Source organism: Kitasatospora sp. NPDC088160, assembly GCF_044741445.1.
Taxonomy (GTDB): domain Bacteria; phylum Actinomycetota; class Actinomycetes; order Streptomycetales; family Streptomycetaceae; genus Kitasatospora.
In genome coordinates this window covers 58765-85518 of the sequence record NZ_JBIUSS010000008.1, presented here as the reverse complement: position 1 = coordinate 85518, position 26754 = coordinate 58765, and the positions used below count along the sequence as shown (strand labels likewise).

The 26754-nt window shown below is 72.2% G+C and carries 28 protein-coding genes; 15 read left to right on the top strand and 13 right to left on the bottom strand.

Annotation, left to right across the window (positions count from 1 at the left end):
• Nucleotides 1-22 precede the first annotated feature (22 nt).
• Together ACIOGZ_RS14105 and ACIOGZ_RS14100 are read right to left on the bottom strand one after the other, a co-directional pair.
• Entirely contained in the window at nucleotides 23-460 is a 438-nt protein-coding gene (locus ACIOGZ_RS14105; protein ID WP_387817637.1) for a 2-oxo-4-hydroxy-4-carboxy-5-ureidoimidazoline decarboxylase, read from the bottom strand.
• A gap of 436 nt (nucleotides 461-896) precedes the next feature.
• On the bottom strand, nucleotides 897-1652 hold the full coding sequence (locus tag ACIOGZ_RS14100) for an SDR family oxidoreductase (protein ID WP_363580220.1): 756 nt from the start codon (nucleotides 1650-1652) through the stop codon (nucleotides 897-899).
• A gap of 140 nt (nucleotides 1653-1792) precedes the next feature.
• On the opposite strand from ACIOGZ_RS14100, the gene ACIOGZ_RS14095 reads away from it, so the two are divergent.
• The 10 genes from ACIOGZ_RS14095 (at nucleotide 1793) to ACIOGZ_RS14050 (ending at nucleotide 12958) form a co-directional block, all read left to right on the top strand.
• Nucleotides 1793-3382 carry a methylmalonyl-CoA mutase family protein gene (locus ACIOGZ_RS14095; RefSeq protein WP_363580222.1) on the top strand — a complete coding sequence of 530 codons (1590 nt, stop codon included), beginning with the start codon at nucleotides 1793-1795 and terminating at the stop codon, nucleotides 3380-3382.
• A 183-nt stretch (nucleotides 3383-3565) separates the two neighbouring features.
• The gene (locus ACIOGZ_RS14090; RefSeq protein WP_363580224.1) at nucleotides 3566-4819 is read left to right on the top strand and encodes an amidohydrolase; all 1254 of its coding nucleotides are present in this window, start codon (nucleotides 3566-3568) and stop codon (nucleotides 4817-4819) included.
• Nucleotides 4820-5237: 418 nt separating this feature from the next.
• Nucleotides 5238-6299, top strand: coding sequence for a BMP family ABC transporter substrate-binding protein (locus tag ACIOGZ_RS14085; RefSeq protein ID WP_363580226.1), 1062 nt, complete (start codon nucleotides 5238-5240; stop codon nucleotides 6297-6299).
• A gap of 347 nt (nucleotides 6300-6646) precedes the next feature.
• Nucleotides 6647-8173, top strand: coding sequence for an ABC transporter ATP-binding protein (locus tag ACIOGZ_RS14080; protein WP_400986136.1), 1527 nt, complete (start codon nucleotides 6647-6649; stop codon nucleotides 8171-8173).
• 5 nt (nucleotides 8174-8178) lie between these two features.
• Nucleotides 8179-9345 (top strand): ABC transporter permease, encoded by a 1167-nt coding sequence (locus tag ACIOGZ_RS14075; protein WP_363580228.1) that lies wholly within the window; start codon nucleotides 8179-8181, stop codon nucleotides 9343-9345.
• On the top strand, nucleotides 9342-10607 hold the full coding sequence (locus tag ACIOGZ_RS14070) for an ABC transporter permease (protein WP_350877261.1): 1266 nt from the start codon (nucleotides 9342-9344) through the stop codon (nucleotides 10605-10607). The genes ACIOGZ_RS14075 and ACIOGZ_RS14070 overlap by 4 nt, the downstream gene beginning before the upstream one ends.
• Nucleotides 10604-11008, top strand: a complete 405-nt coding sequence (locus ACIOGZ_RS14065; RefSeq protein ID WP_063349052.1) for a cytidine deaminase — start codon at nucleotides 10604-10606, stop codon at nucleotides 11006-11008. The genes ACIOGZ_RS14070 and ACIOGZ_RS14065 overlap by 4 nt, the downstream gene beginning before the upstream one ends.
• 96 nt (nucleotides 11009-11104) lie before the next feature.
• Nucleotides 11105-12382, top strand: a complete 1278-nt coding sequence (locus tag ACIOGZ_RS14060) for a thymidine phosphorylase (RefSeq protein ID WP_400811305.1) — start codon at nucleotides 11105-11107, stop codon at nucleotides 12380-12382.
• A gap of 46 nt (nucleotides 12383-12428) precedes the next feature.
• A complete protein-coding gene (locus ACIOGZ_RS14055; RefSeq protein ID WP_400986049.1) occupies nucleotides 12429-12623 on the top strand; it encodes a hypothetical protein in 195 nt (64 codons plus the stop codon).
• Nucleotides 12620-12958, top strand: coding sequence for a helix-turn-helix domain-containing protein (locus ACIOGZ_RS14050; protein WP_387817609.1), 339 nt, complete (start codon nucleotides 12620-12622; stop codon nucleotides 12956-12958). Before ACIOGZ_RS14055 ends, ACIOGZ_RS14050 begins: the two co-directional genes overlap by 4 nt.
• 91 nt (nucleotides 12959-13049) lie before the next feature.
• On the opposite strand, the gene ACIOGZ_RS14045 is transcribed toward ACIOGZ_RS14050, so the two are convergent.
• From ACIOGZ_RS14045 to ACIOGZ_RS14030, 4 genes are read right to left on the bottom strand one after another with little or no spacing between them, the layout of a single operon-like run.
• Nucleotides 13050-13214, bottom strand: coding sequence for a hypothetical protein (locus ACIOGZ_RS14045; protein WP_400474711.1), 165 nt, complete (start codon nucleotides 13212-13214; stop codon nucleotides 13050-13052).
• Nucleotides 13215-13240: 26 nt separating this feature from the next.
• Nucleotides 13241-13534, bottom strand: a complete 294-nt coding sequence (locus ACIOGZ_RS14040) for a hypothetical protein (protein ID WP_400986046.1) — start codon at nucleotides 13532-13534, stop codon at nucleotides 13241-13243.
• Complete coding sequence (locus ACIOGZ_RS14035) at nucleotides 13521-13838, bottom strand: AbrB/MazE/SpoVT family DNA-binding domain-containing protein (RefSeq protein ID WP_400986044.1); 318 nt, start codon at nucleotides 13836-13838, stop codon at nucleotides 13521-13523. Before ACIOGZ_RS14035 ends, ACIOGZ_RS14040 begins: the two co-directional genes overlap by 14 nt.
• Before the next feature lie 26 nt (nucleotides 13839-13864).
• Nucleotides 13865-15154: an MFS transporter gene (locus ACIOGZ_RS14030; protein WP_400986042.1), complete on the bottom strand. Its 1290-nt coding sequence runs from the start codon at nucleotides 15152-15154 to the stop codon at nucleotides 13865-13867.
• Between the two features lie 92 nt (nucleotides 15155-15246).
• Between ACIOGZ_RS14030 and ACIOGZ_RS14025 the strand changes: the two genes are divergently transcribed.
• The 3 genes from ACIOGZ_RS14025 to ACIOGZ_RS14015 all read left to right on the top strand — a co-directional run bounded on the left by ACIOGZ_RS14025 (nucleotide 15247) and on the right by ACIOGZ_RS14015 (nucleotide 18082).
• Complete coding sequence (locus ACIOGZ_RS14025; RefSeq protein ID WP_363580242.1) at nucleotides 15247-16224, top strand: LysR family transcriptional regulator; 978 nt, start codon at nucleotides 15247-15249, stop codon at nucleotides 16222-16224.
• 130 nt (nucleotides 16225-16354) lie between these two features.
• Nucleotides 16355-17512: an adenosine deaminase gene (locus ACIOGZ_RS14020; protein ID WP_363624600.1), complete on the top strand. Its 1158-nt coding sequence runs from the start codon at nucleotides 16355-16357 to the stop codon at nucleotides 17510-17512.
• Between the two features lie 213 nt (nucleotides 17513-17725).
• Nucleotides 17726-18082: an ATP-binding protein gene (locus tag ACIOGZ_RS14015; protein ID WP_363580244.1), complete on the top strand. Its 357-nt coding sequence runs from the start codon at nucleotides 17726-17728 to the stop codon at nucleotides 18080-18082.
• A 109-nt stretch (nucleotides 18083-18191) separates the two neighbouring features.
• Here ACIOGZ_RS14015 and ACIOGZ_RS14010 read toward each other — a convergent pair whose 3' ends face one another.
• Complete coding sequence (locus ACIOGZ_RS14010) at nucleotides 18192-18377, bottom strand: PspC domain-containing protein (RefSeq protein ID WP_363580246.1); 186 nt, start codon at nucleotides 18375-18377, stop codon at nucleotides 18192-18194.
• Nucleotides 18378-18881: 504 nt separating this feature from the next.
• Between ACIOGZ_RS14010 and aspS the strand changes: the two genes are divergently transcribed.
• Nucleotides 18882-20159 (top strand): aspartate--tRNA(Asn) ligase, encoded by a 1278-nt coding sequence (gene aspS, locus ACIOGZ_RS14005; protein ID WP_400986040.1) that lies wholly within the window; start codon nucleotides 18882-18884, stop codon nucleotides 20157-20159.
• Nucleotides 20160-20249: 90 nt separating this feature from the next.
• Here aspS and ACIOGZ_RS14000 read toward each other — a convergent pair whose 3' ends face one another.
• The 5 genes from ACIOGZ_RS14000 to ACIOGZ_RS13980 all read right to left on the bottom strand — a co-directional run bounded on the left by ACIOGZ_RS14000 (nucleotide 20250) and on the right by ACIOGZ_RS13980 (nucleotide 24389).
• Nucleotides 20250-20729 (bottom strand): hypothetical protein, encoded by a 480-nt coding sequence (locus ACIOGZ_RS14000; protein WP_363580250.1) that lies wholly within the window; start codon nucleotides 20727-20729, stop codon nucleotides 20250-20252.
• Between the two features lie 229 nt (nucleotides 20730-20958).
• The gene (locus ACIOGZ_RS13995) at nucleotides 20959-21474 is read right to left on the bottom strand and encodes a VanZ family protein (RefSeq protein WP_400986134.1); all 516 of its coding nucleotides are present in this window, start codon (nucleotides 21472-21474) and stop codon (nucleotides 20959-20961) included.
• Nucleotides 21475-21735: 261 nt separating this feature from the next.
• Entirely contained in the window at nucleotides 21736-22050 is a 315-nt protein-coding gene (locus ACIOGZ_RS13990; RefSeq protein ID WP_363580254.1) for a hypothetical protein, read from the bottom strand.
• Nucleotides 22047-23591 carry an ATP-binding protein gene (locus ACIOGZ_RS13985; protein ID WP_400811318.1) on the bottom strand — a complete coding sequence of 515 codons (1545 nt, stop codon included), beginning with the start codon at nucleotides 23589-23591 and terminating at the stop codon, nucleotides 22047-22049. Before ACIOGZ_RS13985 ends, ACIOGZ_RS13990 begins: the two co-directional genes overlap by 4 nt.
• A gap of 120 nt (nucleotides 23592-23711) precedes the next feature.
• On the bottom strand, nucleotides 23712-24389 hold the full coding sequence (locus ACIOGZ_RS13980; RefSeq protein ID WP_063349065.1) for a response regulator transcription factor: 678 nt from the start codon (nucleotides 24387-24389) through the stop codon (nucleotides 23712-23714).
• A 591-nt stretch (nucleotides 24390-24980) separates the two neighbouring features.
• Between ACIOGZ_RS13980 and ACIOGZ_RS13975 the strand changes: the two genes are divergently transcribed.
• Nucleotides 24981-25643 (top strand): SigE family RNA polymerase sigma factor, encoded by a 663-nt coding sequence (locus tag ACIOGZ_RS13975; protein ID WP_107453068.1) that lies wholly within the window; start codon nucleotides 24981-24983, stop codon nucleotides 25641-25643.
• A gap of 270 nt (nucleotides 25644-25913) precedes the next feature.
• Here the strand turns inward: ACIOGZ_RS13975 and ACIOGZ_RS13970 are convergent, their stop codons facing one another.
• Nucleotides 25914-26522, bottom strand: coding sequence for an ATP-binding protein (locus ACIOGZ_RS13970; protein ID WP_363580258.1), 609 nt, complete (start codon nucleotides 26520-26522; stop codon nucleotides 25914-25916).
• Between the last annotated feature and the right edge of the window lie 232 nt (nucleotides 26523-26754).

The following is a 26754-nucleotide window of genomic DNA, read 5'->3' as shown; positions in this document are numbered from 1 at the left end:
GGATGGGGGAGGAGTCGGCGGCTCAGCGCGCCCCGGCCTCCGAATGGGTGGCGACCAGGTGCTCCAGCCGGGTGAGGGAGATCCGGCGGAGCTCGTCCGCCGAGATCAGCCGCTCCTCGTCGGGGTCGTTGGCCAGCCGGGTGCGGATCGAGGAGAGCACGGTGTCGAGCATCTCCTCCGGGGCCACGCCCTCCAGGCAGACCACGAAGACGTGGCCGAACCTGGCCTCGTACGCGGCGTGGGCGGCCCGCAGCGCGGTGTGCGCGGCCTGGCTGCCCGGTGCCCGCATGCCGAGCAGCGGTTGCGGCATCCAGCTCTCGTCGGCGAGCGCCTCGGCCAGGTCGGCCGGGCGGAGGTCGTAGGAGGCCTCGCTGGCGGCGGCCAGCAGGGACTCTATGTCGGGGTAGGGCCGGTGCGCGGTGAGCCGCAGGGCCCAGCGGTGGCTGCCGCAGCAGGCCAGGAGGGCCTCCTCGGCGGCGCCGGCATCGGCTTCGTTGAAGCGGTGCAGCCCGAGGAGGGTCGGCTCGGAGCTTGGATCGAGCCGCTGTGGTGGGACGTCGCTGGCCAGCGGGTCCTCCTCGTGAGGGCGGGAAGGTGCCGGTGAAGTGGGGTGGGGTGAAGCAGCTGAAGTATGGGGGCTGCGGGCGGTGTCGCGGCGCCGGTCGGGCAGCTCCTCAAAGGTAGTTGAGCGGTCATCAGTTGGGGAGGGCGCGCGCGGAATTCATCCGGACGAGCTATCAAGTTGTGACGTTGACATCTTTGTGTCAGCGCCCTCCCCACATTCATCCGTTAATCCGGCATCTGTTGACCCGGCACCCCCGCCTCAGGAGGGTGGCTCTGGCGAGGCTCGCCAGAGGCGTACGGGGTGGCCGGGTCGCCGGTGGATCCGACCGCCGTCAGCCGCGGTGGACCTTGTGGTTGGCGGCCTGGGCGCGGGGGCGGACGACCAGGAGGTCGATGTTGACGTGCGGGGGGCGGGTGACCGCCCAGGCCACGGTGTCGGCGATGTCCTCCGAGGTCAGCGGCTCGGCCACGCCGGCGTACACGGCCGCGGCCTTCTCCTCGTCGCCGCGGAAGCGGGTGACCGCGAAGCCCTCGGACTTCACCATGCCGGGGGCGATCTCGATCACCCGGATCGGCTCCCCGCACAGCTCCAGGCGCAGCGTCGCCGCGATGGTGTGCGCGGCGTGCTTGGCCGCGACGTACCCGCCGCCGCCCTCGTACGCGGCCAGCGCGGCGGTCGAGGAGAGCACCAGCACGGTGCCGTCGCCGGTGGCCCGCAGGGCCGGCAGCAGCGCCTGCGTCACGTGCAGCACGCCGAGCACGTTCACCTCGTACATGGCCCGCCAGTCGGCCGGGTCGCCGTGCTCGACCGTCTCGGCGCCGATCGCCCCGCCGGCGTTGTTCACCAGCACGTCGACCCGGCCCACCTCGGCCGCGAAGGCGTCCACGGCGGCCCGGTCGGTGACGTCGAGCGTGACCGCCCTGGCCGAACCGCCCCCGTCGCCGATCTCCTTGGCCAGCGCCTCGATCCGCTCGGTCCGCCGGGCGGTCAGCACCACGTCGAAGCCCTCGGCCGCCAGCCGGCGGGCGGTCGCCGCGCCGATTCCGCTGCTGGCACCGGTGACCACGGCCACCTTCTGCTCGGTCATTGCCACTCCCTGGGGCTCATCCGGTCGTTCACCCGATCATCTCAACCGCGTCCGCGCCCGCGCCGACCGGTCCCGCTCCGGGTCCTGTCCTACATTGCGAGGACCGACCGATGCCCCCGCCGATCCCGTGGAGGGACCTCATGGCAGCCGAGCCGCGCCGCGCCGAGTCAGGCTTCCCGATCGAGCCGCTGTACGGCCCGGAGGCGCTGGCCGACTGGGATCCGGCGAGCAGGCTCGGCCGGCCGGGGGAGTACCCGTACACCCGGGGCGTCTACCCGACGATGTACGCCGGGCGGCCGTGGACGATGCGCCAGTACGCGGGCTTCGGCACCGCCGCCGAGTCCAACGCCCGCTACCGGCAGCTGATCGCGGGCGGCGGCACCGGCCTGTCGGTGGCCTTCGACCTGCCCACCCAGATGGGCTACGACTCGGACGCGCCGCTCGCCGCCGGGGAGGTGGGCAAGGTGGGCGTGGCCGTCGACAGCGTCGAGGACCTGGCCGTCCTGTTCGACGGCATCCCGCTGGGCGGGGTGTCCACCTCCATGACCATCAACGCGCCCGCCGCCCTGCTCCTGCTGCTCTACCAACTGGTCGGCGAGGCCCAGGGGGTGGCGCCGGCCCGGCTGACCGGCACGGTCCAGAACGACGTGCTGAAGGAGTACATCGCCCGGGGCACGTACATCTTCCCGCCGCAGCCCTCGCTGCGGCTGGTCGCGGACGTCTTCCGGTACTGCCGGGCGGAGATCCCGCGCTGGAACACCATCTCCATCTCCGGCTACCACATGGCCGAGGCCGGGGCGGATCCGGCGCAGGAGATCGCCTTCACGCTGGCCAACGGCATCGCCTACGTCCGTACCGCGATCGCCGCCGGGATGGCGGTGGACGACTTCGCCCCCCGGCTCTCGTTCTTCTTCGTGGCCCGGGTCACGCTGCTGGAGGAGGTGGCCAAGTTCCGTGCCGCCCGCCGGATCTGGGCCAGGGTGATGCGGGAGGAGTTCGGCGCGAAGGACCCGCGCTCGTGGATGCTGCGCTTCCACACCCAGACCGCCGGGGTGCAGCTCACCGCCCAGCAGCCCGAGCTGAACCTGGTCCGGGTCTCGGTGCAGGCGCTCGCCGCGGTGTTCGGCGGCACCCAGTCGCTGCACACCAACGGCTTCGACGAGGCGATCGCGCTGCCCACCGAGAAGGCCGCCCGGCTCGCCCTGCGTACCCAGCAGGTGCTCGCCCACGAGACCGACGTGACCGCCACCGCCGACCCGTTCGCCGGCTCGTACGCGGTCGAGTCGCTGACCGACGAGGTGGAGGCCGCCGTGCTGGCGCTGATGGCCCGGGTCGAGGAGCTGGGCGGCGCGGTGGCCGCGATCGAGCGGGGCTTCCAGAAGGCCGCGATCGAGCGCACCGCCTACCGGCTCCAGCAGGAGACCGACTCCGGCGAGCGGACGGTGGTCGGCGTCAACCGCTTCCGGCTGGACGCCGAGGAGCCGTACCGGCCGCTGCGGGTGGATCCGGCGGTCGAGCGGCAGCAGGTCGAGCGGCTGTCCCGGCTGCGCGCCGGGCGGGACCGCGTGGCCGTCGCCCGGGCGCTGGACGGGCTGCGCCGCACCGCGGAGGGGGCGGGGAACGTGCTGTACCCGATGAAGGAGGCGCTGGCCGCGCGGGCCACCGTCGGCGAGGTCTGCGACGCCCTGCGGGAGGTGTGGGGCGTGTACGCCCCGGTGGAGCGCTTCTGACGTCACGTCAAGATTGGGGCGGCCGTGACCGCCGCTCCGGGTGATCGTTGCACAGGGCAAGCAACCGGGGAAGGCGGCTGAAACGAGATGTCATACCCACCTGTTCGGCCGGTATGCGCCCATCCGGGGACTAGTTTTCCAGAAGTCGGGCCAAATCCCCCCAACAGGCCTACCCTTGTTGAGATGAACCGTCCTGAGCCCGCTCAGCCGGGCGCCACTCTGGCCACCGCCCGCCCCGCCGCCGAACTGCGCGCCCGGGTCCGGGGGCTGGAGTCCGAGCTGATCACCTTCCGCCGTGACCTGCACCGGCACCCGGAGCTCGGCCGCCAGGAGTTCCGCACCACCGGCCTGCTCCGCGACCGGCTGGTGGCGGCCGGCCTGAGCCCCCGGGTGCTGCCCGGCGGCACCGGCCTGATCGTCGACGTCGTCCCGGCCGGCACCGCCCCCGGCACCGAGTTCCTGGCCTTCCGCGCCGACATCGACGCGCTGCCGATCGACGACGCCAAGACCGACGTGCCGTACCGCTCGACCGTCCCCGGCCGGGCCCACGCCTGCGGCCACGACGTGCACACCGCGGTGGTGCTCGGCACCGCCCTGGTGCTGGCCGAGGCCGTCCGCACCGGCGAACTGCGCCGCCCCGTCCGGCTGGTGTTCCAGCCGGCCGAGGAGGTCTTGCCGGGCGGTGCGCTGGACGTGATCAAGGCCGGGGGGATGGACGGCGTCGGCCGGATCTTCGCGGTGCACTGCGACCCCAAGGTGGAGGTGGGCCGGATCGCCCTGCGCACCGGGGCGATCACCTCGGCCTGCGACCGCCTGGTGCTGCACCTGGACGGCCCCGGCGGGCACACCGCCCGCCCGCACCTGACCACCGATCTGGTGACCGCGGTCGCCCGGATGGCCGCCGACCTGCCGGGCGCGCTGGCCCGTCGGATGGACCCGCGCTGGGGCGTGAGCCTGGTCTGGGGCCGGATCGCCTCCGGCTCCGCGTCCAACGTCATCCCGCAGCACGCCGAACTGGAGGGCACCGTCCGCTGCCTGGAGCTGGACGGCTGGCGCGAGGCGCCCGACCTGCTGCACGAGCTGATCGCCAAGCTGGCCGAGACCTACCGGGCGAAGTGGACGCTGGACTACCACCGGGGGGTGCCGCCGGTGGTCAACGAGGCGGTCTCGGTCGCCCTGCTGGACGCGGCGATGACCGACCGGTTCGGCCGGGAGGGCGCGCGGGTGGTGGAGAGCACCGAGCAGAGCCTGGGCGGCGAGGACTTCTCCTGGTACCTGGAGCACGCCCCGGGCGCGCTGGCCCGGCTCGGCGTCCGCGCCCCCGGTGACACCACCGTCCGCGACCTGCACCAGGGCCGCTTCGACGCCGACGAGCGCGCGATCGGGATCGGCGTGGAGCTGTTCGCGGCGCTCGCCCTGGACGAGCCGCGGGACTGAGCTGCGGGACTGAGCTGCGGAAACCGAACGGCAGGACCCAGCCGCAGGACCGAGCCGCGGAAACCGAACAGCAGGACTGGGCCGCGGGATTGAGCGGCGCACGCCGTCCCCGGACATCTCCTCGGGCACCGTGTGAACGCCCCCTCGGGCGACCCCCCCGGACGACCGGTCGGCACCCCATCGGGGTGACCGGCCGGTTTACCGCCATCCGAGCTAATCGAACGGTTCCGTAGACTGAGCCGCAAAACCAGCTTTGGATCACCGTCGCGCACGGGAAATAGGGCCTCGGGAAGACCGTGAGACCACGGTTTGATAACAACCCGAATGCTCCGGCACCCCGTAACCCAACCGTGTTCTACGCGCGTTACGGTGGCGTCCGACCACGCTAATCAGGTGCGTGTGAGAAGGAGATACTCCCTTGCGCCGTTCAATGAAGCTCGCTGCGGTTGTGCTCTCGGGTTCCCTGGGCATGGCCTCGCTCGCCGCTTGCGGCGCAAAGAGCACTGACAGCAACACCTCCTCCGGTTCGGGCGACGGCTCGATCAAGGTCGGTATGGCCTACGACATCGGCGGCCGTGGCGACCAGTCGTTCAACGACTCCGCCGCTCGCGGTCTCGACAAGGCCAAGGCCGAGCTCGGCGTCGCGGTCACCGAGGCCGACGCCAAGACCGGTGAGGCCGAGGCTGACAAGGAGACCCGCCTCAAGAACCTGATCGACGGTGGTTACAAGACGATCATCGCGGTCGGCTTCGTCTACCAGCAGGCGGTCGACAAGGTCGCCAAGGACAACCCGAACGTCAAGTTCGCGATCATCGACTCGAACGACAAGGACCAGCCGTCCAACGTCACTTCGCTGGTCTTCGCCGAGCAGGAGGGTTCGTACCTCGCCGGCGTCGCCGCCGCGAACAAGTCGAAGTCCAAGCACGTCGGCTTCATCGGCGGTGTGCAGACCGAGCTGATCAAGAAGTTCGAGGCCGGTTACAAGGCGGGTGTGAAGTCCGTCGACGCGAACATCCAGGTCGAGACCACCTACCTGACCACGCCTCCGGACTTCACCGGCTTCAACTCGCCCGACAAGGGCAAGGAGGCCGCGCAGGGCCAGCTCGACAAGGGCGCGGACGTCATCTACGCCGCCGCCGGCTCCTCCGGCAACGGCGCCATCGAGGCCGTCGCCAACAAGCCGGGCGCCTACGCCATCGGCGTCGACTCCGACCAGGCCGCCCAGCCGGCCCTGGCGAAGTACAAGAACAGCATCCTCACCTCGATGGTGAAGAACGTCGACAACGCCGTCTTCTCCTACATCGAGTCGATCAAGAAGGGCCAGCCGTTCACCGGCATCAAGCTCTTCGACCTGAAGGCCGAGGGCGTCTCGCTCGCCACCACCGGCGGCAAGCTCGACGACATCCAGGACAAGCTGAAGGCCGCCGCCACGGCGATCACCTCCGGCGCCACCACCGTCCCGACCGCGCCGGCCCAGTAAGGCCCGCGCGTCCCGGACGCACCAGCGACTGCCGCCTGCCCGGCAGCGCGATGAACGGCAAAGCATCACGGGAGGGGCCCGGCAGGGTGCGCTCAACGCGTACCCCCGGGCCCCGTCCCGTCCCCCCGTCTTCCCCTTGGCCCTCCCAGCGCAACGACGCGCCTCCAGACCACCAGGAGATCGCCATCACCGCATCCGACCCCGTCCCCCCGCGCGAGGACGGTACCCCCAGCGCGGGGACGGCGACATCGGCCGTCGAACTGCGCGGCATCACCAAGCGCTTCCCCGGTGTCGTGGCCAACCACGACATCAACCTCACCGTCCGCAGCGGTACCGTGCACGCCCTGATGGGTGAGAACGGCGCCGGCAAGTCGACGCTGATGAAGATCCTCTACGGCATGCAGAAGCCGGACGAGGGCACCATCGCGATCAACGGCGAGCCGTGCGAGTTCAACACCCCGGGCGACGCCATCTCCCGCGGCATCGGCATGGTCCACCAGCACTTCATGCTGGCCGACAACCTCACCGTGTGGGAGAACGTCGTCCTCGGCGGCGAGAAGCTCCACGGCATCGGCGCCAAGGCGAAGGCGAAGATCAAGGAGATCTCCGACCAGTACGGCCTGGGCGTGCGCCCGGACGCCCTGGTCGAGGACCTCGGCGTCGCCGACCGCCAGCGCGTCGAGATCCTCAAGGTGCTCTACCGCGGCGCCAAGATCCTGATCCTCGACGAGCCGACGGCCGTGCTCGTCCCGCAGGAGGTCGACGCGCTGTTCGACAACCTGCGCGAGCTCAAGTCCGAGGGCGTCACCGTCATCTTCATCTCGCACAAGCTGCACGAGGTGCTGGCGGTGGCCGACGCGATCAGCGTGATCCGGCGCGGTACCACGGTCGGCGACGCCGACCCGAAGGCCGTCACCGCCCGTCAGCTGGCCGAGATGATGGTCGGCGCCGAGCTGCCCTCCCCGGAGAGCCGCGAGTCGACCGTCACCACGACCGAGATGCTCGACGTCAAGGACCTGCGGATCGCCAAGACCGACGCCGAGGGCATCGAGCGCGTCGTCCTCGACGACATCTCGTTGCGCATCCACAAGGGCGAGATCCTCGGCATCGCCGGCGTCGAGGGCAACGGCCAGGCCGAACTGGTCGAGGCCATCATGGGCATGCTGCCGCTGGACGGCGGCACCGTCACCCTGGACGGCAAGGACCTCTCCGGCTCGCTCACCCGGGCCCGCCGCGAGGCCGGCATCGGCTACATCCCCGAGGACCGCCACAAGCACGGCCTGCTGCTGGAGGCCCCGCTCTGGGAGAACCGGATCCTCGGTCACGTCACCGAGGCGCCCAACTCCAAGGGCGTCCTGCTCGACCCGGGCGCCGCCCGCAAGGACACCTGGCGGATCGTCGAGGACTACGACGTCCGCACCCCGGGCATCGAGGTCACCGCGGCCTCCCTCTCCGGCGGCAACCAGCAGAAGCTGATCATCGGCCGCGAGATGAGCCACCAGCCCAAGCTGCTGATCGCCGCGCACCCCACCCGTGGTGTGGACGTCGGCGCGCAGGCGCAGATCTGGGAGCACATCCGGGTCGCCCAGCGGGCCGGTCTGGCCGTCCTGCTGATCTCCGCCGACCTGGACGAGCTGATCGGCCTGTCCGACACCATCCGGGTCATCTACCGCGGGCGCCTGGTCGCCGACGCCGACCCGGCCACCGTCACCGCCGAGGACCTCGGTACCGCCATGACGGGTGCCGCCAGCGGCCACATCGAGTCCGATGCGGAGGCCGTCGAGCAGTTCCACGAGATCCTCGTGGAGGGCACCGAGGCCGAGTCCGACGCCGGCCCCACCGACACCGCCGACGACCCGCAGGCGGGGGAGTAACCCACATGACCAGTCCCAACACCGCCGCCAAGCGCAGCCTGGCGCAGCGGATCAGCGGTGAGCGGATCGTGCTCGCACTGGCGGCGCCGGTGCTCGCGGTCGTGCTCTCCATCGTGATCTGTTCCGTCCTGCTGGCGACTTCGGGCAAGAACCCGTTCGACGCGTGGAACGTGATGCTCACGTACGCCGGCAAGTCGGACGGCCAAGTGGGGATCCTCAACCGGTCCACCACGTACTACCTGGCCGCCGCTGCCGCCGCCTTCGGGTTCCGGATGAACCTGTTCAACATCGGCGTCGAGGGCCAGTACAAGGTCGCGGCGCTGTTCGCGGCCTTCGTCGGTGCCAAGGTCGACCTGCCGGCGATCATCCAGATCCCGCTGCTGCTGGTCACCGCCATGCTGGTCGGCGGCCTGTACGCGAGCATCGCCGGTCTGCTGAAGGTCTACCGCGGGGTCAGCGAGGTCATCTCGACCATCATGCTGAACTCGATCTCGATCGCGGTCGTCGGCCTGCTGCTCGTCCCCGGCATCTTCGCGCCGAAGACGAGCGCCACCAGCAACTCGATCCAGACCGACCCGATCTCGCAGTCCAGCCACTTCTTCACGATGGAGACGGCGGGTGGCCCGCTCTGGGGCTTCATCTTCATCGCCGCCCTGGTCGGCGTGGTGTTCCAGTTCGCGCTGACCCGCACCCGCTTCGGCTTCGACCTGCGCGCCACCGGCCGCTCGGAGTCGGCCGCGACCGCGTCCGGCGTGAACGTCAAGCGCATGGTGATCATCTCGATGGCGGTCTCCGGCGCGATCGCCGGTCTGATCGGCATGCCCGAGCTGGTGCAGAACTCGTTCTACTACGGCCAGAGCTTCCAGCCCGGTCTGGGCTTCCTCGGCATCTCGATCGCCCTGCTGGGCCGCAACAGCCCGATCGGCATGGCCTTCGCGGCCCTGCTGTTCGCGTTCCTGGACACCACCGGCTCCCAGCTGCCGCTCCAGGGCGGCTTCCCCTTCGAGATCGTCGACGTCATGAAGGGCACCATCGTCATCTGCGTCGTCGTCGCCTACGAGCTGGTGCGCCGCTACGGCCTGAAGCGCCAGCAGCAGAAGGTCGGCGCCCAGCTCGCCGCCCAGCTCGCGGCTCAGCTCGCGGCCACTGAGAAGAAGGAGGTGTCCGCATGAGCACGGCTACCGCCGCGCGTCCGAAGGCGCCGGGCGCGCCCACCAAGAAGCGCAAGATGTCCTGGCCGGTGGTGCTGCTGCTGATCGCGGGCGCCCTGGTCCTGTTCTCCGCCGTGGGCATGGCCACCGGCAACCACGCGCTGACCTCCTCCGGTCAGATCACCGCCGCGCTCAGCGCCGCCGTGCCGATCGGCATGGCCGGTCTGGGTGGTCTGTGGTCCGAGCGGGCCGGCGTGGTCAACATCGGCCTCGAAGGCATGATGGTCGCCGGCACCTTCTGCGGTGCCTGGGCCGGCTACCTGGTCAACCCGTGGGTCGGCCTGCTGGCCGGCATGCTCGGCGGCGCGCTCGGCGGTCTGCTGCACGCGCTCGTGACCGTCACCTTCGGCGTCGACCACATCGTCTCCGGCGTCGGCATCAACCTGCTGATCCCCGGCATCTGCGCGTACGTCAACCGGATCTACTACAAGGACTACATCGCGGTCGGCGCGGGTGCGAACCAGTCGCCGCCGGCGGATCCGCTGCCGTACATCACCGTCCCCGGGCTGTCCTCGTGGCTGTCCGACATCGAGAAGCACCACTGGTTCCTGGTCTCGGACGTGGCCGGCGTGGTCGGCGGCCTGGTCACCAACATCTCGGTGGTCGTGCTGGTGGCCGGCGCGATGATCGTGGTCAGCTACTTCGTGCTCTGGCGCACGGTGTTCGGCCTGCGGCTGCGCTCCTGCGGTGAGAACCCGACCGCCGCCGAGTCGCTGGGCGTCAACGTCTACAAGTACAAGTACCTCGCGGTCATCGCCTCCGGCGCCTTCGCCGGTCTCGGCGGTGCGTACCTCTCGCTGGTCGCGGCGCACTTCTACAAGGACGGGCAGACCCTCGGCCGCGGCTTCATCGGCCTCGCCGCGATGATCTTCGGCAACTGGATGCCGGGCGGCCTCGCCATGGGCGCCGGCCTGTTCGGCTTCACCGACAGCCTCCAGCTGCGCGACCCGGAGTCGGTGCACGTGCTGATCCTGACCGTCGCCATCGCGATGGCGCTGCTCGCGCTCTGGCAGCTGTACCGGCGCAAGTTCACCGGTGCGGCGATCTCCTTCGTGGTCGCCGGCGGTCTCGGCGCCTGGTACGCGCTCACCGACGAGGTGCAGCGCCCGCTGATCGTCGCCACGCCGTACGTGATCACCCTGGTGGTGCTCTCGCTGGCCTCCCAGCGGCTGCGGATGCCGAAGGCCGACGGCCAGATCTACCGCAAGGGCCAGGGCAAGTGACGGCGCCTGCGGCGTCGGCCGCGATCGACTGGGAGCGGCTGCGCGCCGCCGCGCGCGAGGCGATGACCCACGCGTACGCCCCGTACAGCAAGTTCCCGGTCGGCGCGGCCGCGCTGGTGGACGACGGGCGGCTGGTCACCGGCTGCAACGTCGAGAACGCCTCGTACGGGCTCGGGCTGTGCGCCGAGTGCGGGCTGGTGTCCGCGCTGCACGCCACCGGCGGCGGCCGGCTGACGGCCTTCACCTGCGTCGACGGCGCGGGCGAACTGCTGATGCCGTGCGGGCGCTGCCGCCAGCTGCTCTACGAGCACGGCGGGCCGGAACTGCTGATCGAGCTGCCCTCGGGGATCCGCCCGATGAGTGAGGTCCTGCCCGACGCGTTCGGGCCGGAGCGGCTCTAGCTTCGACAATTGTTACGCGCGTAGAGTGTCGCGAGTGGGCCGGAACCCGGTCATCTCGCGACACTCTTCGCTTTTGAAACCCCTCTTGGAGCACGCATGGACGCCATCTCCGTCATCAGGACCAAGCGCGACAGCGGAGAGCTGAGCGACGCTCAGATCGACTGGGTCATCGACGCCTACACCCGCGGCGAGGTCGCCGACGAGCAGATGTCCGCCCTGGCCATGGCGATCCTGCTGAACGGCATGAAGCCGCACGAGATCAGCCGCTGGACCGACGCCATGATCCGCTCCGGCGTCCGGATGGACTTCTCCTCGCTGCCGCTGCCCACCAGTGACAAGCACTCCACCGGCGGCGTCGGTGACAAGATCACCCTCCCGCTCGCCCCGCTCGTCGCCGCCTGCGGCGCCGCCGTCCCGCAGCTCTCCGGCCGCGGCCTCGGCCACACCGGCGGCACCCTCGACAAGCTGGAGTCCATCCCCGGCTGGCGCGCCCTGCTCTCCAACGAGGAGATGCTCGACGTCCTGCGCTCCACCGGCGCGGTCATCTGCGCCGCCGGTGACGGCCTCGCGCCCGCCGACAAGAAGCTCTACGCGCTGCGCGACGTCACCGGCACCGTCGAGGCCATCCCGCTGATCGCCTCCTCGATCATGTCCAAGAAGATCGCCGAAGGCACCGGCGCCCTGGTCCTGGACGTCAAGGTCGGCTCCGGCGCCTTCATGAAGAACCTCGACGACGCCCGCGAACTCGCCCGCACCATGGTCGGCCTGGGCACCAGCGCCGGTGTGAACACCGTCGCCCTGCTCACCGACATGTCCACCCCGCTCGGCCTCACCGCCGGCAACGCGCTGGAGGTCCGCGAGTCGATCGAGGTGCTGGCCGGCGGCGGCCCCGCCGACGTCGTCGAGCTCACCCTCGCCCTCGCCCGCGAGATGCTCGCCGCGGCCGGCGTGCACGGCAAGGACCCGGCCGACGCGCTGCGCGACGGCTCCGCGATGGACCACTGGCGCCGCATGATCGCCGCCCAGGGCGGCGACGTCGACGCCCCGCTCCCGGTCGCCCGCGAGCAGCACGTCATCCCGGCGCCCGCCTCCGGCGTCCTCACCGAGCTCGACGCCTACGCCGTCGGCGTCTGCGCCTGGCGCCTCGGCGCCGGCCGCGCCCGCAAGGAGGACCCGGTCCAGGCCGGCGCCGGCGTCGAGATGCACGCCAAGCCCGGCGACACCGTCGTGGCCGGCCAGCCCCTGCTGACCCTGCACACCGACACCCCCGAGCGCTACGACTACGCCATCGAGGCGCTGGCGGGCGGCATCGCGGTCTCCCCGGCCGGCACGGCCTTCACCCCGAACCCGATCGTCCTCGACCGCATCGCGTGACCACGTGATTACCCCATGTGCGGCAGCGTGTCCTACGCTGCCGCACATGGGAGTTGACCGCTTCACGGTCGAGATCGAACCGGAGGTCCGACAGTGGCTCTGTGAGCTGTCGGACCGGCGCTATCGCAAGGTCGAAGAGACCGTCGATCTGCTGGCCGACCACCCCACGACACTCGGTGAGCCGTACACGCGCCATCTGGGGGGCGCTGCGAGAATTTTCGGAAAGGGAGAGCAGCGATGAACCACCTCCAGTGGAAGACCGCTCGCACGCGTGCGCTGCTGGGCGAGCAGGTCGAAGAACCGCCCGAGGTGGTCGAGCACCGGCGGGAGATCCGCTATGCGCTGGCCTTCGGACAGGCTCTCTACGACCGCCGCACTGCTCTCGGCCTGTCGCAGGCCGAAGTGGCCCGCCGCGCGAACATGACCGAGGCGGAGATCGAGAACATCGAGGGAGCTGACACAGTCCCTACCCTGTTGCTGCTGGAAAAGCTGGCGGTGGCTCTGGAAGCCGAGCTGGACCTCCACGTGGTGCCCGGCGCCGATACGAAGCTTCGCTTTCACGCGCCGGCTGCATGAGGGACCGACGAGGAGCCCGCACCCGGTCTGCCGGGTGCGGGCTCCTTCCGTGTGCTCGGGCCCGGTCGGCCGGTGTCCTGCGGGTGCGGGTTCAGGCGTAAGTCCGCAGGACGCTGGTGTCGAGCGTCCAGGGACCGACGGTGATCTCGTCGCCGAAGACGAAGTCCTTGCGGCGGGTGTAGCCGGGCTCGTCGTGCACGATGCCGGTGCCCTTGCGGGGATCGACCAGGAGGTACGCCGCCGGATCGACGCTCATGCCCCGGAGTGTATCCGCGGTGACTGTCAGGGGCGGTTGAAGACGTCGTGGGTGCCGATCCGGCGCCAGACGATGCGTGGTTCCCCGCCCTGGACGGGGTGGCCGTGGTGGAAGGTGGCCCGGCCGTCCGGGGCCCAGGTCAGCTCCCAGATGTCCGGGTGGCCCTGCATCTTCCTCACGCGCAGGCCGCGTCGGAAGCCCTGACCGGCCCGCAGGTCGGTGACGAACTGGGCGACGGCGACGAGGAATTCGGCCTTCTGCGCGGGAGTCAGGCCCTTCCAGTCGCGGAGGAAGTGGGCTGGCGACTCATGCGTCGGCACGGCGCTTGATCTCCTCCAGGTCCAGACCGCCCTCGTCGGCGAGGGACTGCAGGAAGGCGTCGCCCTCCTGGAAGACCTCGCCGCGGTCGCCCTCGGCGATCGCCTCGTCGACCTCCTGCTCCTTCTCCTGCCAGGCGGCGCCCCAGAACCACGCCTGGTCGTCGGGGATCACGGAGGCGGGGGTCAGCACGATGCGGCCGTCCTCGACGGCGACCACCAGTTGGTCGCCCTCCTGGAGGTCCAGTTGCTCCCTTATCTCCTGCGGGATGGTGACCACGCCCTTCTTCCGTACGGGCGTGGACACCAGGTGGGGGCGGCGGCGCTTGAGGTCTACCTGGCGGAAAGTCTGCCCAGTCGGTCCTCTCGCCGGGCCGCGTGGGCCCGGCGGGTGGCGTAGAGGGTGACGGCGGCGGCGAGGGTCATGGCGGTGAGGCCGACGGTGGCGGCGCCCGGCCAGCCGGTGGCGTGGTAGGCGTCGGCGCCCAGGGTGCCGCCGAGGCTGTTGCCGAGGTAGTAGGCGATCAGGTAGAGGGCGGAGGCCTGGGCGCGGCCCTCGGTGGCGGTGCGGCCGACCGCGGAGGAGGCGGTGGCGTGGCCGGCGAAGAAACCGGCGGTGATCAGGACCAGGCCGAGCAGGGCGCAGACCAGGGACTCGGTGAGGGAGAGCAGCAGCCCGGCGGCGGTCACGCCGATGGAGACGTAGAGCGCGCCGCGGCGGCCGAGCCGGGCGGCGAGGCGGCCGGCGGCGGCGGAGGTGCCGGTGCCGACCAGGTAGACGACGAAGATCGAGGCGGCGACGGACTCGGGCAGGTGGAACGGCGCCGAGATCAGCCGGTAGCCGACGGTGTTGTAGACCGCGCCGAACACGGCCATGAACAGCAGTCCGAGCGCGTACAGCCGCACCAGCAGCGGGTTGCGCAGGTGCCGGCCGACGGTGCGGGCCAGGGCGCGGGCGTCCACCGGGGCCGGGGTGAAGTGCCGGGCGGCGGGGATCAGCAGCCGGAAGGCGAGCGCGGCGAGCAGGGCGAGGGCGGCGGAGGCGGCGAGGCCCCAGCGCCAGCCGAAGGCCGCGGCGGTCCAGCCGGAGAGCAGTCGGCCGCCCATGCCGCCGATGCTGTTGCCGGCCACGTACAGGCCCATCGCGGAGGCCAGGGCGCTGGGGTGGACCTCCTCGGCAAGGTAGGCCATGGCGGTGGCGGGCAGCCCGGCCAGCGCGGCGCCCTGGAGGACGCGCAGTACGACGAGGGTGGTGAGGTCGGGCGCGAACGGCAGGGCGAGGGCGAGGGCGGCGGCGGCGAGGGTGGAGGCCGTCATCACGGCGGTGCGGCCGTACCGGTCGGACAGGGCGCTGGCGGGGAGCAGGGCGAGCGCGAGTCCGAGGGTGGCGGCGGAGGCCGTCCAGCTGGCCTGGCCGGGGGTGAGGTCGAGGTCGGCCGAGAGGATCGGCAGCAGGCCCTGGGTGGAGTAGAGCAGGACGAAGGTCGCGACTCCGGCGGCGAACAGGGCGAGGTTGGCGCGGCGGAAGGCGCGCTGGCCGGGGCGGTGGCGGTCGTCGTGCGAGGGGGCGGGGGCGGGGGCATCCGGGGTGGTCACGGATGCCCTGGTATCGGCGGGCTGCATGTCGTCGACGGTAGGCGCGCCGCGGTTGATGCGTCCAATGCATGAACGGTGGATGATCGATGCGTTGTCGTATGAGTCGAGGTGGTGGCGGGATGGCCGGGGTGGACCGGGCGGACGTGACGGACGGCACGGAGCCGCGGTACCGGGTGGCGGAGTTGGGGCCGGACGAGCCGGCGGTGCTGCTGGCGCCCCGGCTGGCCCAGTTCGCGGCGGTGGCCCGGCTGGAGCACGTGACGCGGGCGGCCGCGCTGCTCGGGGTGCCGCAGCCGACGCTGTCGCGGGCGGTGGCCCGGCTGGAGGAGGAGCTGGGCGTGGACCTGCTGGCCCGTCAGGGCCGGACGGTCCGGCTGACCAGGGCCGGCCGGCTGCTGTTGGCCTCGGTGGAGCGGGCGCTGGCGGAGGTCGAGCGGGGGGCGGAGGCGGCCCGGGCGGAGGCCGATCCGGCGGCCGGGCGGGTGGCGTTCGGCTTCCTGCACACGATGGGGACGGACGCAGTGCCGGCGCTGCTGCGCGGGTTCCGGGCGGGGCATCCGCAGGTCCGGTTCCAGCTGGTGCAGGACTACGTCGGGGCGATGCTGGAGCGGTTGCGGGCGGGGGAGTTGGACCTCTGCCTGGTCGCGCCGCTGCCGGACGATCCGGCCTTCACGGCCCGCCCGCTGGACGAGCAGCGGCTGCACCTGGTCGTCCCGGCGGACCACCGGCTGGCGGGCCGGCGGCGGATCCGACTGGCGGAGGTGGCCGAGGAGCCGTTCGTCGGGCTGGAGCAGGGGTACGGGCTGCGCGCGATCACGGACGGCTTCTGCGCGCAGGCCGGGTTCGTGCCGCGGCTGGCCTTCGAGGGGGAGGAGGCGGAGACGCTGCGCGGGCTGGTCGCGGCCGGGCTGGGGGTGGCGCTGCTGCCGCCGGCGCTGGTGCCGCGGCCGGGGGTGGTGGAGCTGGAGGTGACGGCGCCGCGCACCCGGCGGGCGATCGGGCTGGCCTGGGCGGCGGGGCGGCCGCTGACCCCGCCGGTGGCGGCGTTCCGGGACTTCGTGCTGTCCCGGCGGGGCCGGTTGCTGCAGCACGACTGAGCCGTAACCGGGCCACAACCGGGCCGAATGTGTCGCGGATGGCCCGAGCGGTGGAATTCCCGGTGGACTTTCGCCGAACCGGCCGTGTCAACAGTGGTGGGTCTACGCGCGTAGGGGCTATATTTCCGCAATGGAGAAGCAGATCCCTGTCACCGCCGCGGGCGCCGGCCCGCGCATCCCCACCCCCGACCAGATCCGCCGCGCGCCGAAGGTGCTGCTGCACGACCACCTCGACGGCGGGCTGCGCCCGGAGACGGTCGTCGAGCTGGCCGCCGCGGTCGGCTACGAGGGCCTTCCGACCACCGACGCCAAGGAGCTCGGCGAGTGGTTCCGCGAGGCCGCCGACTCCGGCTCGCTGGTCCGCTACCTGGAGACCTTCGCGCACACCTGCGCCGTGATGCAGACCCGCGAAGCCCTGATCAAGGTCGCCGCCGACTGCGCCGAGGACCTGGCCGCCGACGGCGTCGTGTACGCCGAGGTCCGCTACGCCCCCGAGCAGCACCTGGAGGCCGGCCTGTCCCTGGACGAGGTCGTCCGGGCCGTGAACGAGGGCTTCCGCCTCGGCGAGGCCAACGCCCGCGCGGCCGGCCACCGGATCCGGGTCGGCACCCTGCTGACCGCGATGCGGCACGCCGCCCGCTCCACCGAGATCGCCGAACTGGCCAACCGCCACCGGGACCAGGGCGTCGTCGGCTTCGACATCGCCGGTGCCGAGGCGGGTCACCCGCCCACCCGCCACCAGGCCGCCTTCGACTACCTCAAGGGCGAGAACAACCACTTCACCATCCACGCGGGCGAGGCCTTCGGCCTGCCGTCGATCTGGGAGGCCCTGCAGTGCTGCGGCGCCGACCGGCTCGGCCACGGCGTGCGGATCGTCGACGACATCACGGTGGCCGAGGACGGCAGCGTCGAGCTCGGCCGGCTGGCCGCGTACGTGCGCGACAAGCGCATCCCGCTGGAGATGTGCCCGACCTCCAACCTCCAGACCGCGGCGGCCACTTCGTACGCCGAGCACCCGATCGGGCTGCTCAGCCGGCTGAAGTTCCGGGTCACCGTGAACACCGACAACCGGCTGATGAGCGGCACCAGCATGAGCCGCGAGTTCGGGCACCTGGTGGAGGCCTTCGGCTACACGCTGGGGGACATGGAGTGGTTCACGGTGAACGCGATGAAGTCCGCGTTCCTGCCGTTCGACGAGCGGCTGGCGATGATCAACGACGTGATCAAGCCGGGGTACGCCGAACTGAAGGCGGAGTGGCTGTTCAGCTCGGGCACCGGCGACAGCTGAGCGGCCCGGCCCGTTCGAATGGTCGGGTGAACGCCCATGTCCCGAAAGGGAGTTGGCGTTCATCCGACTACTCACTCGGGTGAGTGAACGCCCTTTGGTCCTCGCGCGGCCCACTCACTACGGTGTGCCCGTCCATGCTGACAGGCCGTGGCGGCGGTAGCCCGTCCGCCCCGTCCCGATGTCGGCCACCGACGACGACCCAAGGGACGAACCATGAAGCAGGCTCTCAAGGCCGCCGGCACCGCGGCGCTCGGCATCGCCATCGCGGCGGTGGGCGCCGGTACCGCCGCCGCCGCCCCCGCGCCCGGCGGCCTCGGGCTGCCCACCGGCGCGGTCACGAACCCCGCGGTGACCGGTGCGGTCACCGACACCGCCGCCAAGCTGCCCGGCGGCGACAAGGTCACCGGCACGCTCGGCACCCTCACCCCGGCCGCCGGCCAGGCGGCGCCCGCCCCGGCCGCCGAGGCCGGTGCCACCACGCGTGGCGCCATCCCGACCATCCCCGGCATCGACAAGACCCCCATCGGCGGGCTGACCCACACCCTGCCGCTGCCGGGCCTGGCCGGCTGACCTGGCCGCCGGCACGGCGACGGGCCGTCCGCCCCGGTGATCCCGGGAGCGGGCGGCCCGCCGTCGTACCGGGCCCGGCGCGACGGCGCCGGGCGTACGGCTCCCGGGCTTACGGCTCCTGGGGGAGCAGCACCCAGAGGACCAGGTAGACCAGGCACTGGAGCCCGGGCAGGATGATCGAGATCAGGAAGATCAGTCGCACGGTCCACGGCGTCACGCCGTAGCGCTCGGCAAGCCCGGCGCAGACGCCGGCGATGACGCGGTTGTGACGGGGACGGGCGAGACGGGCGCTCATGGGTCAACTCCGTGTCGTGGCACCCGATCCGGCCGATCCGGCGGGCTTAATTTCCACTCTCCGCCACCGCGCTCCCGGAAACGTCCACCTGGCAGTCGATTCGCCACCCCGCCGACTCGCCGGTGAGGCGTAGCCGGGTGTCGGGGTCCGTCTCAGGGTCGCCCGGAGTGCGGATGCCCCAGGTGGCGCCCGCCCGGCGGCGGGAAAGCCCGTTGCGGGCCGGTGGCGGGCCGGTCTAGCCTCTCCGGCAACACGTCGAGGGAGATGAGTACCTCCGGGCCCCGTGGGCCGAGAGAGCCGCCGGCAGCTGTGAAGGCGGCCCCGCGCCCCGGAGCGAAGACACTCCCGAGTGCGGGGAGGAAATGCCCCGCCGACCGGCCCCCGTCAACGGGCCGCAATGAGGCCGCCGCCCGCGCGGGCGGCGGCGAAAGTGCGGTGGCACCGCGAGTTGCCCTTCTCGCCCGCACTCCGAAGGGATCACCACGACGCCCCTGGAGGGCCGCGATGATCCACCCGACGACCCGTGTCCTGGCCGCCGAACTACCCGGCCACGTCGGCGAATCCGTAGAGATCAGCGGCTGGCTGCACCGCCGCCGCGCACTCAAGTCCGTCACCTTCCTGGTGATCCGGGACCGCTCCGGACCGGCCCAGGTGGTCGCCACCGGCGCCGGTCCCGACCTGCCGGAGGAGACCGTCCTGCGGATCCGTGGCACCGTCACCGCCAACCCGCAGGCGCCGGCCGGCGTCGAGCTGACCTCGCCCACCGTCGAGGTCCTGTCCAGCCTCGCCGAGGCGCCCCCGTTCAGCCTGTTCCGGCCGACCGTCGAGGCCGCCCTCCCGGTGATCCTCGACGGCGCTCCCGTCACCCTCCGCCACCCGCGCCTGTCCGCCCTGCACCGGATCACGGCGGCCTCGGTGGGCGGGTTCCGGGCCACCCTCGACGGCCTGGGCTTCACCGAGATCCAGACCCCGAAGGTGGTCTCCTCGGCCACCGAGTCCGGGGCGGACGTCTTCGCGCTGGACTGGTTCGGCCGCCCCGCCTACCTCGCGCAGTCGCCGCAGTTCTTCAAGCAGGCGATGGTCGGGGTGTTCGAGCGGGTCTACGAGACCGGGCCGGTGTTCCGGGCCGAACCGCACGACACCGCGCGGCACTTGGCGCAGTACACCAGCCTCGACGCGGAGCTCGGCTTCATCACCGACCACCGCGAGGTGATGGCCGTGCTGCGCGAGGTGGTCGCCGGGATGGTCGCCTCGGTGGCCGAGCGGGCCGGCGCCGCCGTCGACCTGCTGGAGGTGAAGCCGCCCGAGGTCCCGGCGGAGATCCCGCAACTCCACTTCGCCGAGGCGATCCGGCTGTTGGGCGTCGACGAGCCGGACCTCGCCCCGGCGCACGAGCGGTGGCTCGGCGAGTGGGCGCTGCGCGAGCACGGCAGCGAGTTCCTGTTCGTGGTCGGCTACCCGATGCGCAAGCGGCCCTTCTACACCCACCCGGAACCGGGCCGCCCGGAGTACTCCAACAGCTTCGACCTGCTCTTCCGCGGGCTCGAACTGGTCACCGGAGGCCAGCGGCTGCACCGGTACGAGGACTACCTGGCCGCGCTGGCGGCCCGGGGCGAGCCGGTCCAGCCGTACGAGGGCTACCTGCGCTCCTTCGCGCACGGGATGCCGCCGCACGGCGGGTTCGCGCTGGGGCTGGAGCGCTGGACGGCGCGGCTCACCGGCACCGACAACATCCGCCGGACCACGCTCTTCCCGCGCGACCTGCACCGCCTGACGCCCTGACCCCTGACGCCCTGACACCCTGACACCGACGGGCGGGGGACACCGGACGGACCGGAGCCCCCCGCCCGTCGGCGGCGGATCAACAGGCGGTTACTGCGCCTGCCCGGACTGCCCGGCCGGCGGCACCGGCTGCGCGTACGGGTTGTTCGGCACGGGCTGCGCCGGCGGAGCGTACGGCGCGGCTTGCGGCGCGGCGCCCTGCGGCGGGACGGGCTGGCCGTACGGCGCCTGCGGGGCGTTGGGGTCGTACGGCGCCGCCTGCGGGGCCGACTGCTGGTTCTTGGCGTTGCCGCGTTCGACGATCGCCTTCACGGAGTTGGCGATCAGCGCGATCGGCAGGATGAACGCCTTGAAGAAGATCTCGTACCGGCCGCCTTCGAAGACGAACGCGAGGTAGTAGGCGTACCCCAGGAATCCGAGGCCGGCGAGGACGTTGATGATTCGCCAGCCGACCTTCAGGCCGCTACCGGGATTGACCGCTCCGAGGACCAGCATGGCGGCACCGCTGATCGCCAGCGCGACGACGTACCAGGAGAAAAGCGGCTCGGCGCTGAAATCGAGATTGTTCAAGGGGGATTCCTGTGGGACGGGGGATAAGGCGGTGAGGCCTTTGGGGCGACAGCGCAGATTACCGGAGGCGGCCGACATTCGGCGTCGCCTTTTCATCACGGAGTCGTCGCACCCCGACGGAACGGCAATGGACGAGGTGGGAAATGACTGACTATGAGGTGCCGCGGGTCTTTTGCGGCCTCGACGGCGAGTGCGGGAACGCACTCGCCGTGGTGCGGGAGGACGGGCCTCAGCGAGCGGGGGGCGTGGGCTCGGCGTAGGCGCGGGCGCGCGCGACCGGCGGGCCGACCAGGGCGGTCACCTTCGGCGCAGGCGCAGGCGCAGGCGCAGTCGCGGGCGCAGCCCCGGGCGCGGGCACCGGCACCCGGACCTGCGGCCGCCGGTCGCGCAGCAGCCGCCGCAGGCCGGGGACGAGGGCCAGGTGGGTGATGGCCACGCCGATCACGGCGAGCAGTATGTGGTCGACGTTGAGGACGTGCCCGGGCGTCCAGGAGGAGAGGAACTCCAGGCCGGTCGCCAGCAGGGCGGAGGCGCCGGTGGTGCGCAGGAAGGACGGCAGCCAGGGGGCCCGCAGCCGGCCGCCGGACAGCGGGAGCAGCACGCCGAGCGGGGCCAGCAGGAGGAACTCGCCGACCACCTGCCAGCCGGTGGAGGAGCGGAGGGAGGCCAGCGGCGTCAGGTTGGTGTCGTACACCCAGGGAACCGGCAGCGGCCTCAGCACCACCAGCCAGAGGACGAGGGCCAGGTGACAGGTCAGGCCCGCCAGTCCGGCTGTTCGAAGGGGACGGTGGACGGCCGTCGCCGGCCGGTTCCTGGTCCGTGCGCCGGAACGCTCGTCGCGTGTCCTGGTGCCATCTCGCTGCACGGGGGGAAGGACGTGGGCCGGTGGCGCGGTGGTTCCACCCCGGGCGTGAACATTCCGGGGCGCGCCCCTGGCCTCCCGCCGCCCCGGGGCCGAGCGGTGGAACGGCGGGGCGGCGGGGCGGCGGACGAGGGGCAGGCGGGACTACCGGCAGGGCGCCGCGGTCGGCACCGCGCCGAACACGTTGTCGGCCGGCGGGGTGGCGGGCACCACCGTGGGCGACGGGCTCGGGCTCACACCGGCCTTGGCGGCGCCGCGGGCCGGCGGGGTCGGCGTGGGCGCCGGCGGCGTGGCCAGGGCGGTCGGTATGTGCGGGGCGGTCGGGCAGGCCGTCCGGCTGGCCGGGGCGCCCGCGTCCACCGGGACGGCGGTCGGCCGGATGCCGCAGCCGGAGGCGAGCGCGAGCAGCAGCAGGGCGCCGGCGGTGCGGCGCAGGGCGGTGCGGGTGGGGGCGGTCACGTGGCGTCCTTGTCCTGGGCGGCGTCGCCGAGGGGGCCGTCACCGGTCTCGCCCTCGTTCGGCGGAGGCGGCGGGGCCAGCGGCAGCGTCAGCGTGAACACCGCCCCGACCTCCCCGTTCGCCGCCGTGATCGTGCCCCCGTGGATCTGTGCGTTGGCCATCGCGATCGACAGCCCCAGGCCGCTGCCCTCCGAGCGGGCCCGTCCCCGGTCCGCCTTGTAGAACCGGTCGAAGACGTGCGGCAGCACGTCCTCGGGGATGCCCGGGCCGCTGTCGGAGACCTCGATGACGACCGAGCCCGCGGTCTGCCGGACCTTGACCCGCACCGGGGAGCCGCCGTGCTTGAGCGCGTTGCCGATCAGGTTGGCGAAGACCACGTCGAGCCGGCGCGGGTCGACCACGGCCAGGATGCCGCGCGGGGCGTCCAGTTCGACGGCGTCGTACCAGGCCCGGCCGTCGATGCAGGACATGATCAGGTCGGCCATGTCCACCTCGTCGGCGACCAGCTTGGCGGTGCCGGCGTCGAAGCGGGTCACCTCCATCAGGTTCTCCACCAGGTCGGACAGCCGCCGCGTCTCGCTGACCACGAGCCGTACGGCCGGCGCGATCATCGGGTCCAGCGACTCGGCCTCGTCCTCCAGGATGTCGGTGACGGCGGTCATCGCGGTCAGCGGTGTGCGCAGCTCGTGCGACATGTCGGCGACGAACCGCCGGCTCTGCGCCTCGCGCGCGCTCAACTCCTCGACCTGCTCGTGCAGCGACTCCGCGGCCCGGTTGAACGTCCTCGCCAGGTCCGCGAGTTCGTCCCCGCCCTCGACCTCCAGCCGGGTGTCCAGGTGTCCCTCGCCGAGCCGTCGGGCGGCGTCGCCGAGCCGCTTGACCGGCCGCAGCACGGTCGACGAGGCCGCCTGGGCGAGCAGCGCCGAGCCGATCAGCGCGAGCAGCGTGGCGATGGCCAGCGACCAGCCCAGCGTGTTGAGGTCTTTGCGTTCGTTCTCCAGCGACTTGAACATGTACGCCGTCGGGCCGGTCGGCACCACCTTGGTGCCGCCGATCAGGAACGGCTGGCCCGCCAGGTTCTGCCGCTGCCAGTACAGGTGGTACGGGTACGGGTTGCTCTCGGTGACCTCGCGCTGTCTGGCGACGGTGGACTGCAGCGCCGCCGGGACGTCGGCCAGCGTGAACTGCCCCGGGTCGGAGGAGGCCGTGCACTCCGGGTGCGCCGGGTCGGCCACCACCACGTCGTAACTCAGTCCGGAGCTGGCGACGGTGGACGCGAGCGTGGTCAGGTCCGGGCAGCTCGCGTTCAGCGGCAGCTCGGAGACGTTGCGGCTGAGCGAGACCCGGAAGTCGTTGAGGGCGGTGTCCTGGGCGCGCTTGAGCACCGCGTCGCGGTTGAGCCAGTAGGCGATGCCGGAGGCCGAGACGGCGGCGAGCAGCGCGACCGCCGCGAACACCGCGATCAGCCGTACGCGCAGGGAACGCAGCCTGCGCCACGGGCCCGCGGTGAAGCGGCGGGCCGTCGTCTGATGATCAGTCACAAGAGCCTGTCGTCGTACGGAAGTTCAGGGAGTTCAGGGAGTTCAGGAATTTCGGGCAGCCCAGGCGGATCAGGAGTGCGGCAGCCAGGAGGACGGGAAGCAGGAGGACGGGAGAGGCGCTCAGGCCGGCGGGTCCAGCCGGTAGCCCACGCCGCGGACGGTGCGGATCAGGGTCGGCGCGGACGGGACGTCCTCGACCTTCGCCCGCAGCCGCTGCACGCAGGCGTCCACCAGGCGGGAGTCACCCAGGTAGTCGTGCTCCCAGACCAGCCGAAGCAGCTGCTGGCGGGAGAGCGCCTGGCCGGGGCGGCGGCTGAGCTCCAGGAGCAGCCGCAGCTCGGTCGGGGTGAGCTGGAGGTCCTGCCCGTCCTTGGTGACGGTCATCGCCGCCCGGTCGATCACCACGGTGCCGTACGCGGAGGAGTCGGAGCTCTCCCGCTCGCCGCGCCGCAGCACGGCCCGGATCCGGGCGTCCAGCACCCGTGGCTGCACCGGCTTGACCACGTAGTCGTCGGCGCCGGACTCCAGGCCGACGACCACGTCGATGTCATCCGAACGGGCGGTCAGCAGGATGATCGGCAGCTGGTCGGTGCGGCGGATGCGGCGGCAGACCTCGAAGCCGTCGATTCCGGGCAGCATGACGTCCAGCACGATCAGGTCGGGCCGCTGCTCCTTGAAGAGCCTCAGACCGTCCTCGCCGGAGGCGGCGGTGGCCACACGGTGGCCCTGGCGGGTGAGGGCGAGTTCGAGGCCGGTCCGGATGGCGTCGTCGTCCTCGATCAGAAGGAGGAAAGGCACGGCCCCATTTTGGCCCACTCGAAGCGTCGAATCACCCCCAGGACCGGTCACCGCCCGTACGGGAACCGGAAGGAGCACCACCGGCGTCCGGTACGGAGGGAGGCGGACCGGGACGAAAGGCCCGCCCCTGTGACACCCCTGTGACAGTCGGCGGACAGCGCCATCACAACCGGCGGGCAAGATTTTCCATGTCGCCGCAGGACAGCGGGCCAACCCGGCCGGCTGGAAGGCGGCAACAGGAACCGCTCGTACCGACCCAGGGGGCGCACGATGAACGCCATGCTTCAGACCCGGACCAACCCGGCTGTCCGCACCGCGCGCTCGTCAGCCACCGCCCCGCGGACCCGGTACGAGGTCAGGACCGACGAGAACTCCGGTGCCGTGACCGTACGGGGGTGCGCGCACAGCACCGGTGGAAACCCTGTCGCCCGCCGGGTGAGCGGCGGCGCCAGGACGGGGGAGCTGTACGGGATCGGCCGGGTGGGGAACGCGGCCGACTCCGGCAACACCCTCACGCTGCGGGGGATCCTCCCCGTCCGCGTCGAGGGCAAGGACGCTCCGGCGGGGAACCGGGGCGTCGGCGGGAACGGCCTGCGGACGGTCGGCTCGGGGGAGTCGGCCGGCCGCGAGGCCGCCGGTGCGACGCTGCTGCAGCTGAACCCGGCGGCGGCCCGCACCACCGAGGCGGGACGGGCGGACGCGCAGGGGGAGCACCCGGCCGTCGCGGAGGACCACATCACGGAGTTCACCGCGTACGTGCGCGAGCGCCGCGCCTCCCTGTACGCCACGGCGTACCACCTCACCGGTGACCGCTACGAGGCCGAGGACCTGCTGCAGAGCGCGCTCTTCAGCACCTACCGGGCCTGGGGCCGGATCACCGACAAGGCCGCGGTCGGCGGGTACCTCCGCCGCACCATGACCAACCTGCACATCTCCGCCTGGCGGCGCCGCAAGGTCAACGAGTACCCGACCGAGGAGCTGCCGGAGACGGCCGGCGACACCGACGCGATGGGCGGCACCGAGCTGCGCACCGTGCTCTGGCAGGCGCTGGCGAAGCTTCCGGAGAACCAGCGCACCATGCTGGTGCTGCGGTACTACGAGGGCAAGACCGACCCGGAGATCGCCGACGTGCTGGGGATCAGCGTCGGTACGGTCAAGAGCAGCATCTGGCGGGCGCTGCGCCGGCTGCGCGAGGACGAGCACCTGAACAAGTCGGGCGACACCGTCCGGGCGTTCGGCGAGCTGGTCGCCTGACGCGGACGCGGGTGACGCGAAGGAGTGGAACTCCCGTCGGGGGACGGGTAGCGGACGGTCGCGGTGCGTGGACGCCGGCTCGGGGGAGCGGTGAACACGGGGAGCCCGACGGCCGTTCGGGGAAGGCGACGGGCCCGGTGCGGGGGAGACGCACCGGGCCCGTCGTTCTTCGTGTCTTCGTTCCGCGTCGAGCCCTCGTCCGGAGACGGCCCGCCCGAACGGAGCACGGCCCGCCCGAACGGAGCACGGCCCGCCCCAACGGAGGGCGGCTCAGACGGAGGACAGCTCCCGCCGCCCGGCCGCGGCGCGGATCCGGCGCTCGGCCTCGGCCCCGGCGCACGGGTGGGAGCCCAGGGTGACCTGCCGCCCGACGATGGAGCGCTCGGCGCGCATCAGCCGCCAGCCGCGGCGCAGCAGCACCGGCAGCGACTTGCGGCCCTCCCGGACGTCCCGGCGCAGTCGGCGCCAGGCCGTGGTGAGCGCGCCGTTGCGCAGGCACAGGGCATCGCCGAGCAGGCCCTCGGCGGCGCACTCGGCGGTGATCTCGGCGGCGAAGATGCCCTCGGCGATGAACGCGGGGGCGCCGTCCAGGTCCAGGGCGCGGGTGGCGATCCGGCCGTTGTCCGGGATCGAGTACACCGGGACGTCGGCACGGCCGGTCGCGTACAGGCTGCGGATCGCGGCGACCGCCTGGTCGCGGTGCCAGGCGAGCGGGGAGTCCCAGTCGACCGCGCCGTCGGGCAGCAGCGGCAGGGTGGGGTCGTCCCCGTCCTTGTAGAAGTCGTCCAGTTGCAGGACCGGCAGCCCGCTGCGCTCGGCGAGCGAGGACTTCCCGGAGCCGGAGGGGCCGGACAGCAGGACGACCCGGGCGTGGGTCATCGGCACAGGATTCAGCGGGTCGTCACTCACGGGACACCAGTCTGACGCATCCGGGCCCGATGCCGAAACCCGTCGGATCACACCTTCTGAGAGCTCCGGGGATCGGCGAGCCGGAGGACGGCGTCGAAACGGCACGGAAAGGCGACGGACCCGCGCCAGGGGGGGAGAGGCGCGGGTCCGTCCAATGACCGTCCGGGCCCTGGGGGGGAGAGGGCACTGGGGACGGCCAGTC

Excerpts from the sequence above, each read along its gene's own strand:
- ACIOGZ_RS14090 (WP_363580224.1), top strand. The coding sequence starts at position 3,566 with ATGAACCGTCCTGAGCCCGCTCAGCCGGGCGCCACTCTGGCCACCGCC.
- ACIOGZ_RS14075 (WP_363580228.1), top strand. The coding sequence starts at position 8,179 with ATGACCAGTCCCAACACCGCCGCCAAGCGCAGCCTGGCGCAGCGGATC.
- ACIOGZ_RS14045 (WP_400474711.1), bottom strand. The coding sequence starts at position 13,214 with ATGAGCGTCGATCCGGCGGCGTACCTCCTGGTCGATCCCCGCAAGGGC.
- ACIOGZ_RS14080 (WP_400986136.1), top strand. The coding sequence starts at position 6,647 with ATGGGTGAGAACGGCGCCGGCAAGTCGACGCTGATGAAGATCCTCTAC.
- ACIOGZ_RS14055 (WP_400986049.1), top strand. The coding sequence starts at position 12,429 with ATGGGAGTTGACCGCTTCACGGTCGAGATCGAACCGGAGGTCCGACAG.
- ACIOGZ_RS13970 (WP_363580258.1), bottom strand. The coding sequence starts at position 26,522 with ATGACCCACGCCCGGGTCGTCCTGCTGTCCGGCCCCTCCGGCTCCGGG.
- aspS (WP_400986040.1), top strand. The coding sequence starts at position 18,882 with ATGATCCACCCGACGACCCGTGTCCTGGCCGCCGAACTACCCGGCCAC.
- ACIOGZ_RS14100 (WP_363580220.1), bottom strand. The coding sequence starts at position 1,652 with ATGACCGAGCAGAAGGTGGCCGTGGTCACCGGTGCCAGCAGCGGAATC.
- ACIOGZ_RS14050 (WP_387817609.1), top strand. The coding sequence starts at position 12,620 with ATGAACCACCTCCAGTGGAAGACCGCTCGCACGCGTGCGCTGCTGGGC.
- ACIOGZ_RS14025 (WP_363580242.1), top strand. The coding sequence starts at position 15,247 with ATGGCCGGGGTGGACCGGGCGGACGTGACGGACGGCACGGAGCCGCGG.
- ACIOGZ_RS14060 (WP_400811305.1), top strand. The coding sequence starts at position 11,105 with ATGGACGCCATCTCCGTCATCAGGACCAAGCGCGACAGCGGAGAGCTG.
- ACIOGZ_RS14095 (WP_363580222.1), top strand. The coding sequence starts at position 1,793 with ATGGCAGCCGAGCCGCGCCGCGCCGAGTCAGGCTTCCCGATCGAGCCG.
- ACIOGZ_RS14030 (WP_400986042.1), bottom strand. The coding sequence starts at position 15,154 with ATGCAGCCCGCCGATACCAGGGCATCCGTGACCACCCCGGATGCCCCC.
- ACIOGZ_RS14010 (WP_363580246.1), bottom strand. The coding sequence starts at position 18,377 with ATGAGCGCCCGTCTCGCCCGTCCCCGTCACAACCGCGTCATCGCCGGC.
- ACIOGZ_RS14015 (WP_363580244.1), top strand. The coding sequence starts at position 17,726 with ATGAAGCAGGCTCTCAAGGCCGCCGGCACCGCGGCGCTCGGCATCGCC.
- ACIOGZ_RS14020 (WP_363624600.1), top strand. The coding sequence starts at position 16,355 with ATGGAGAAGCAGATCCCTGTCACCGCCGCGGGCGCCGGCCCGCGCATC.
- ACIOGZ_RS14070 (WP_350877261.1), top strand. The coding sequence starts at position 9,342 with ATGAGCACGGCTACCGCCGCGCGTCCGAAGGCGCCGGGCGCGCCCACC.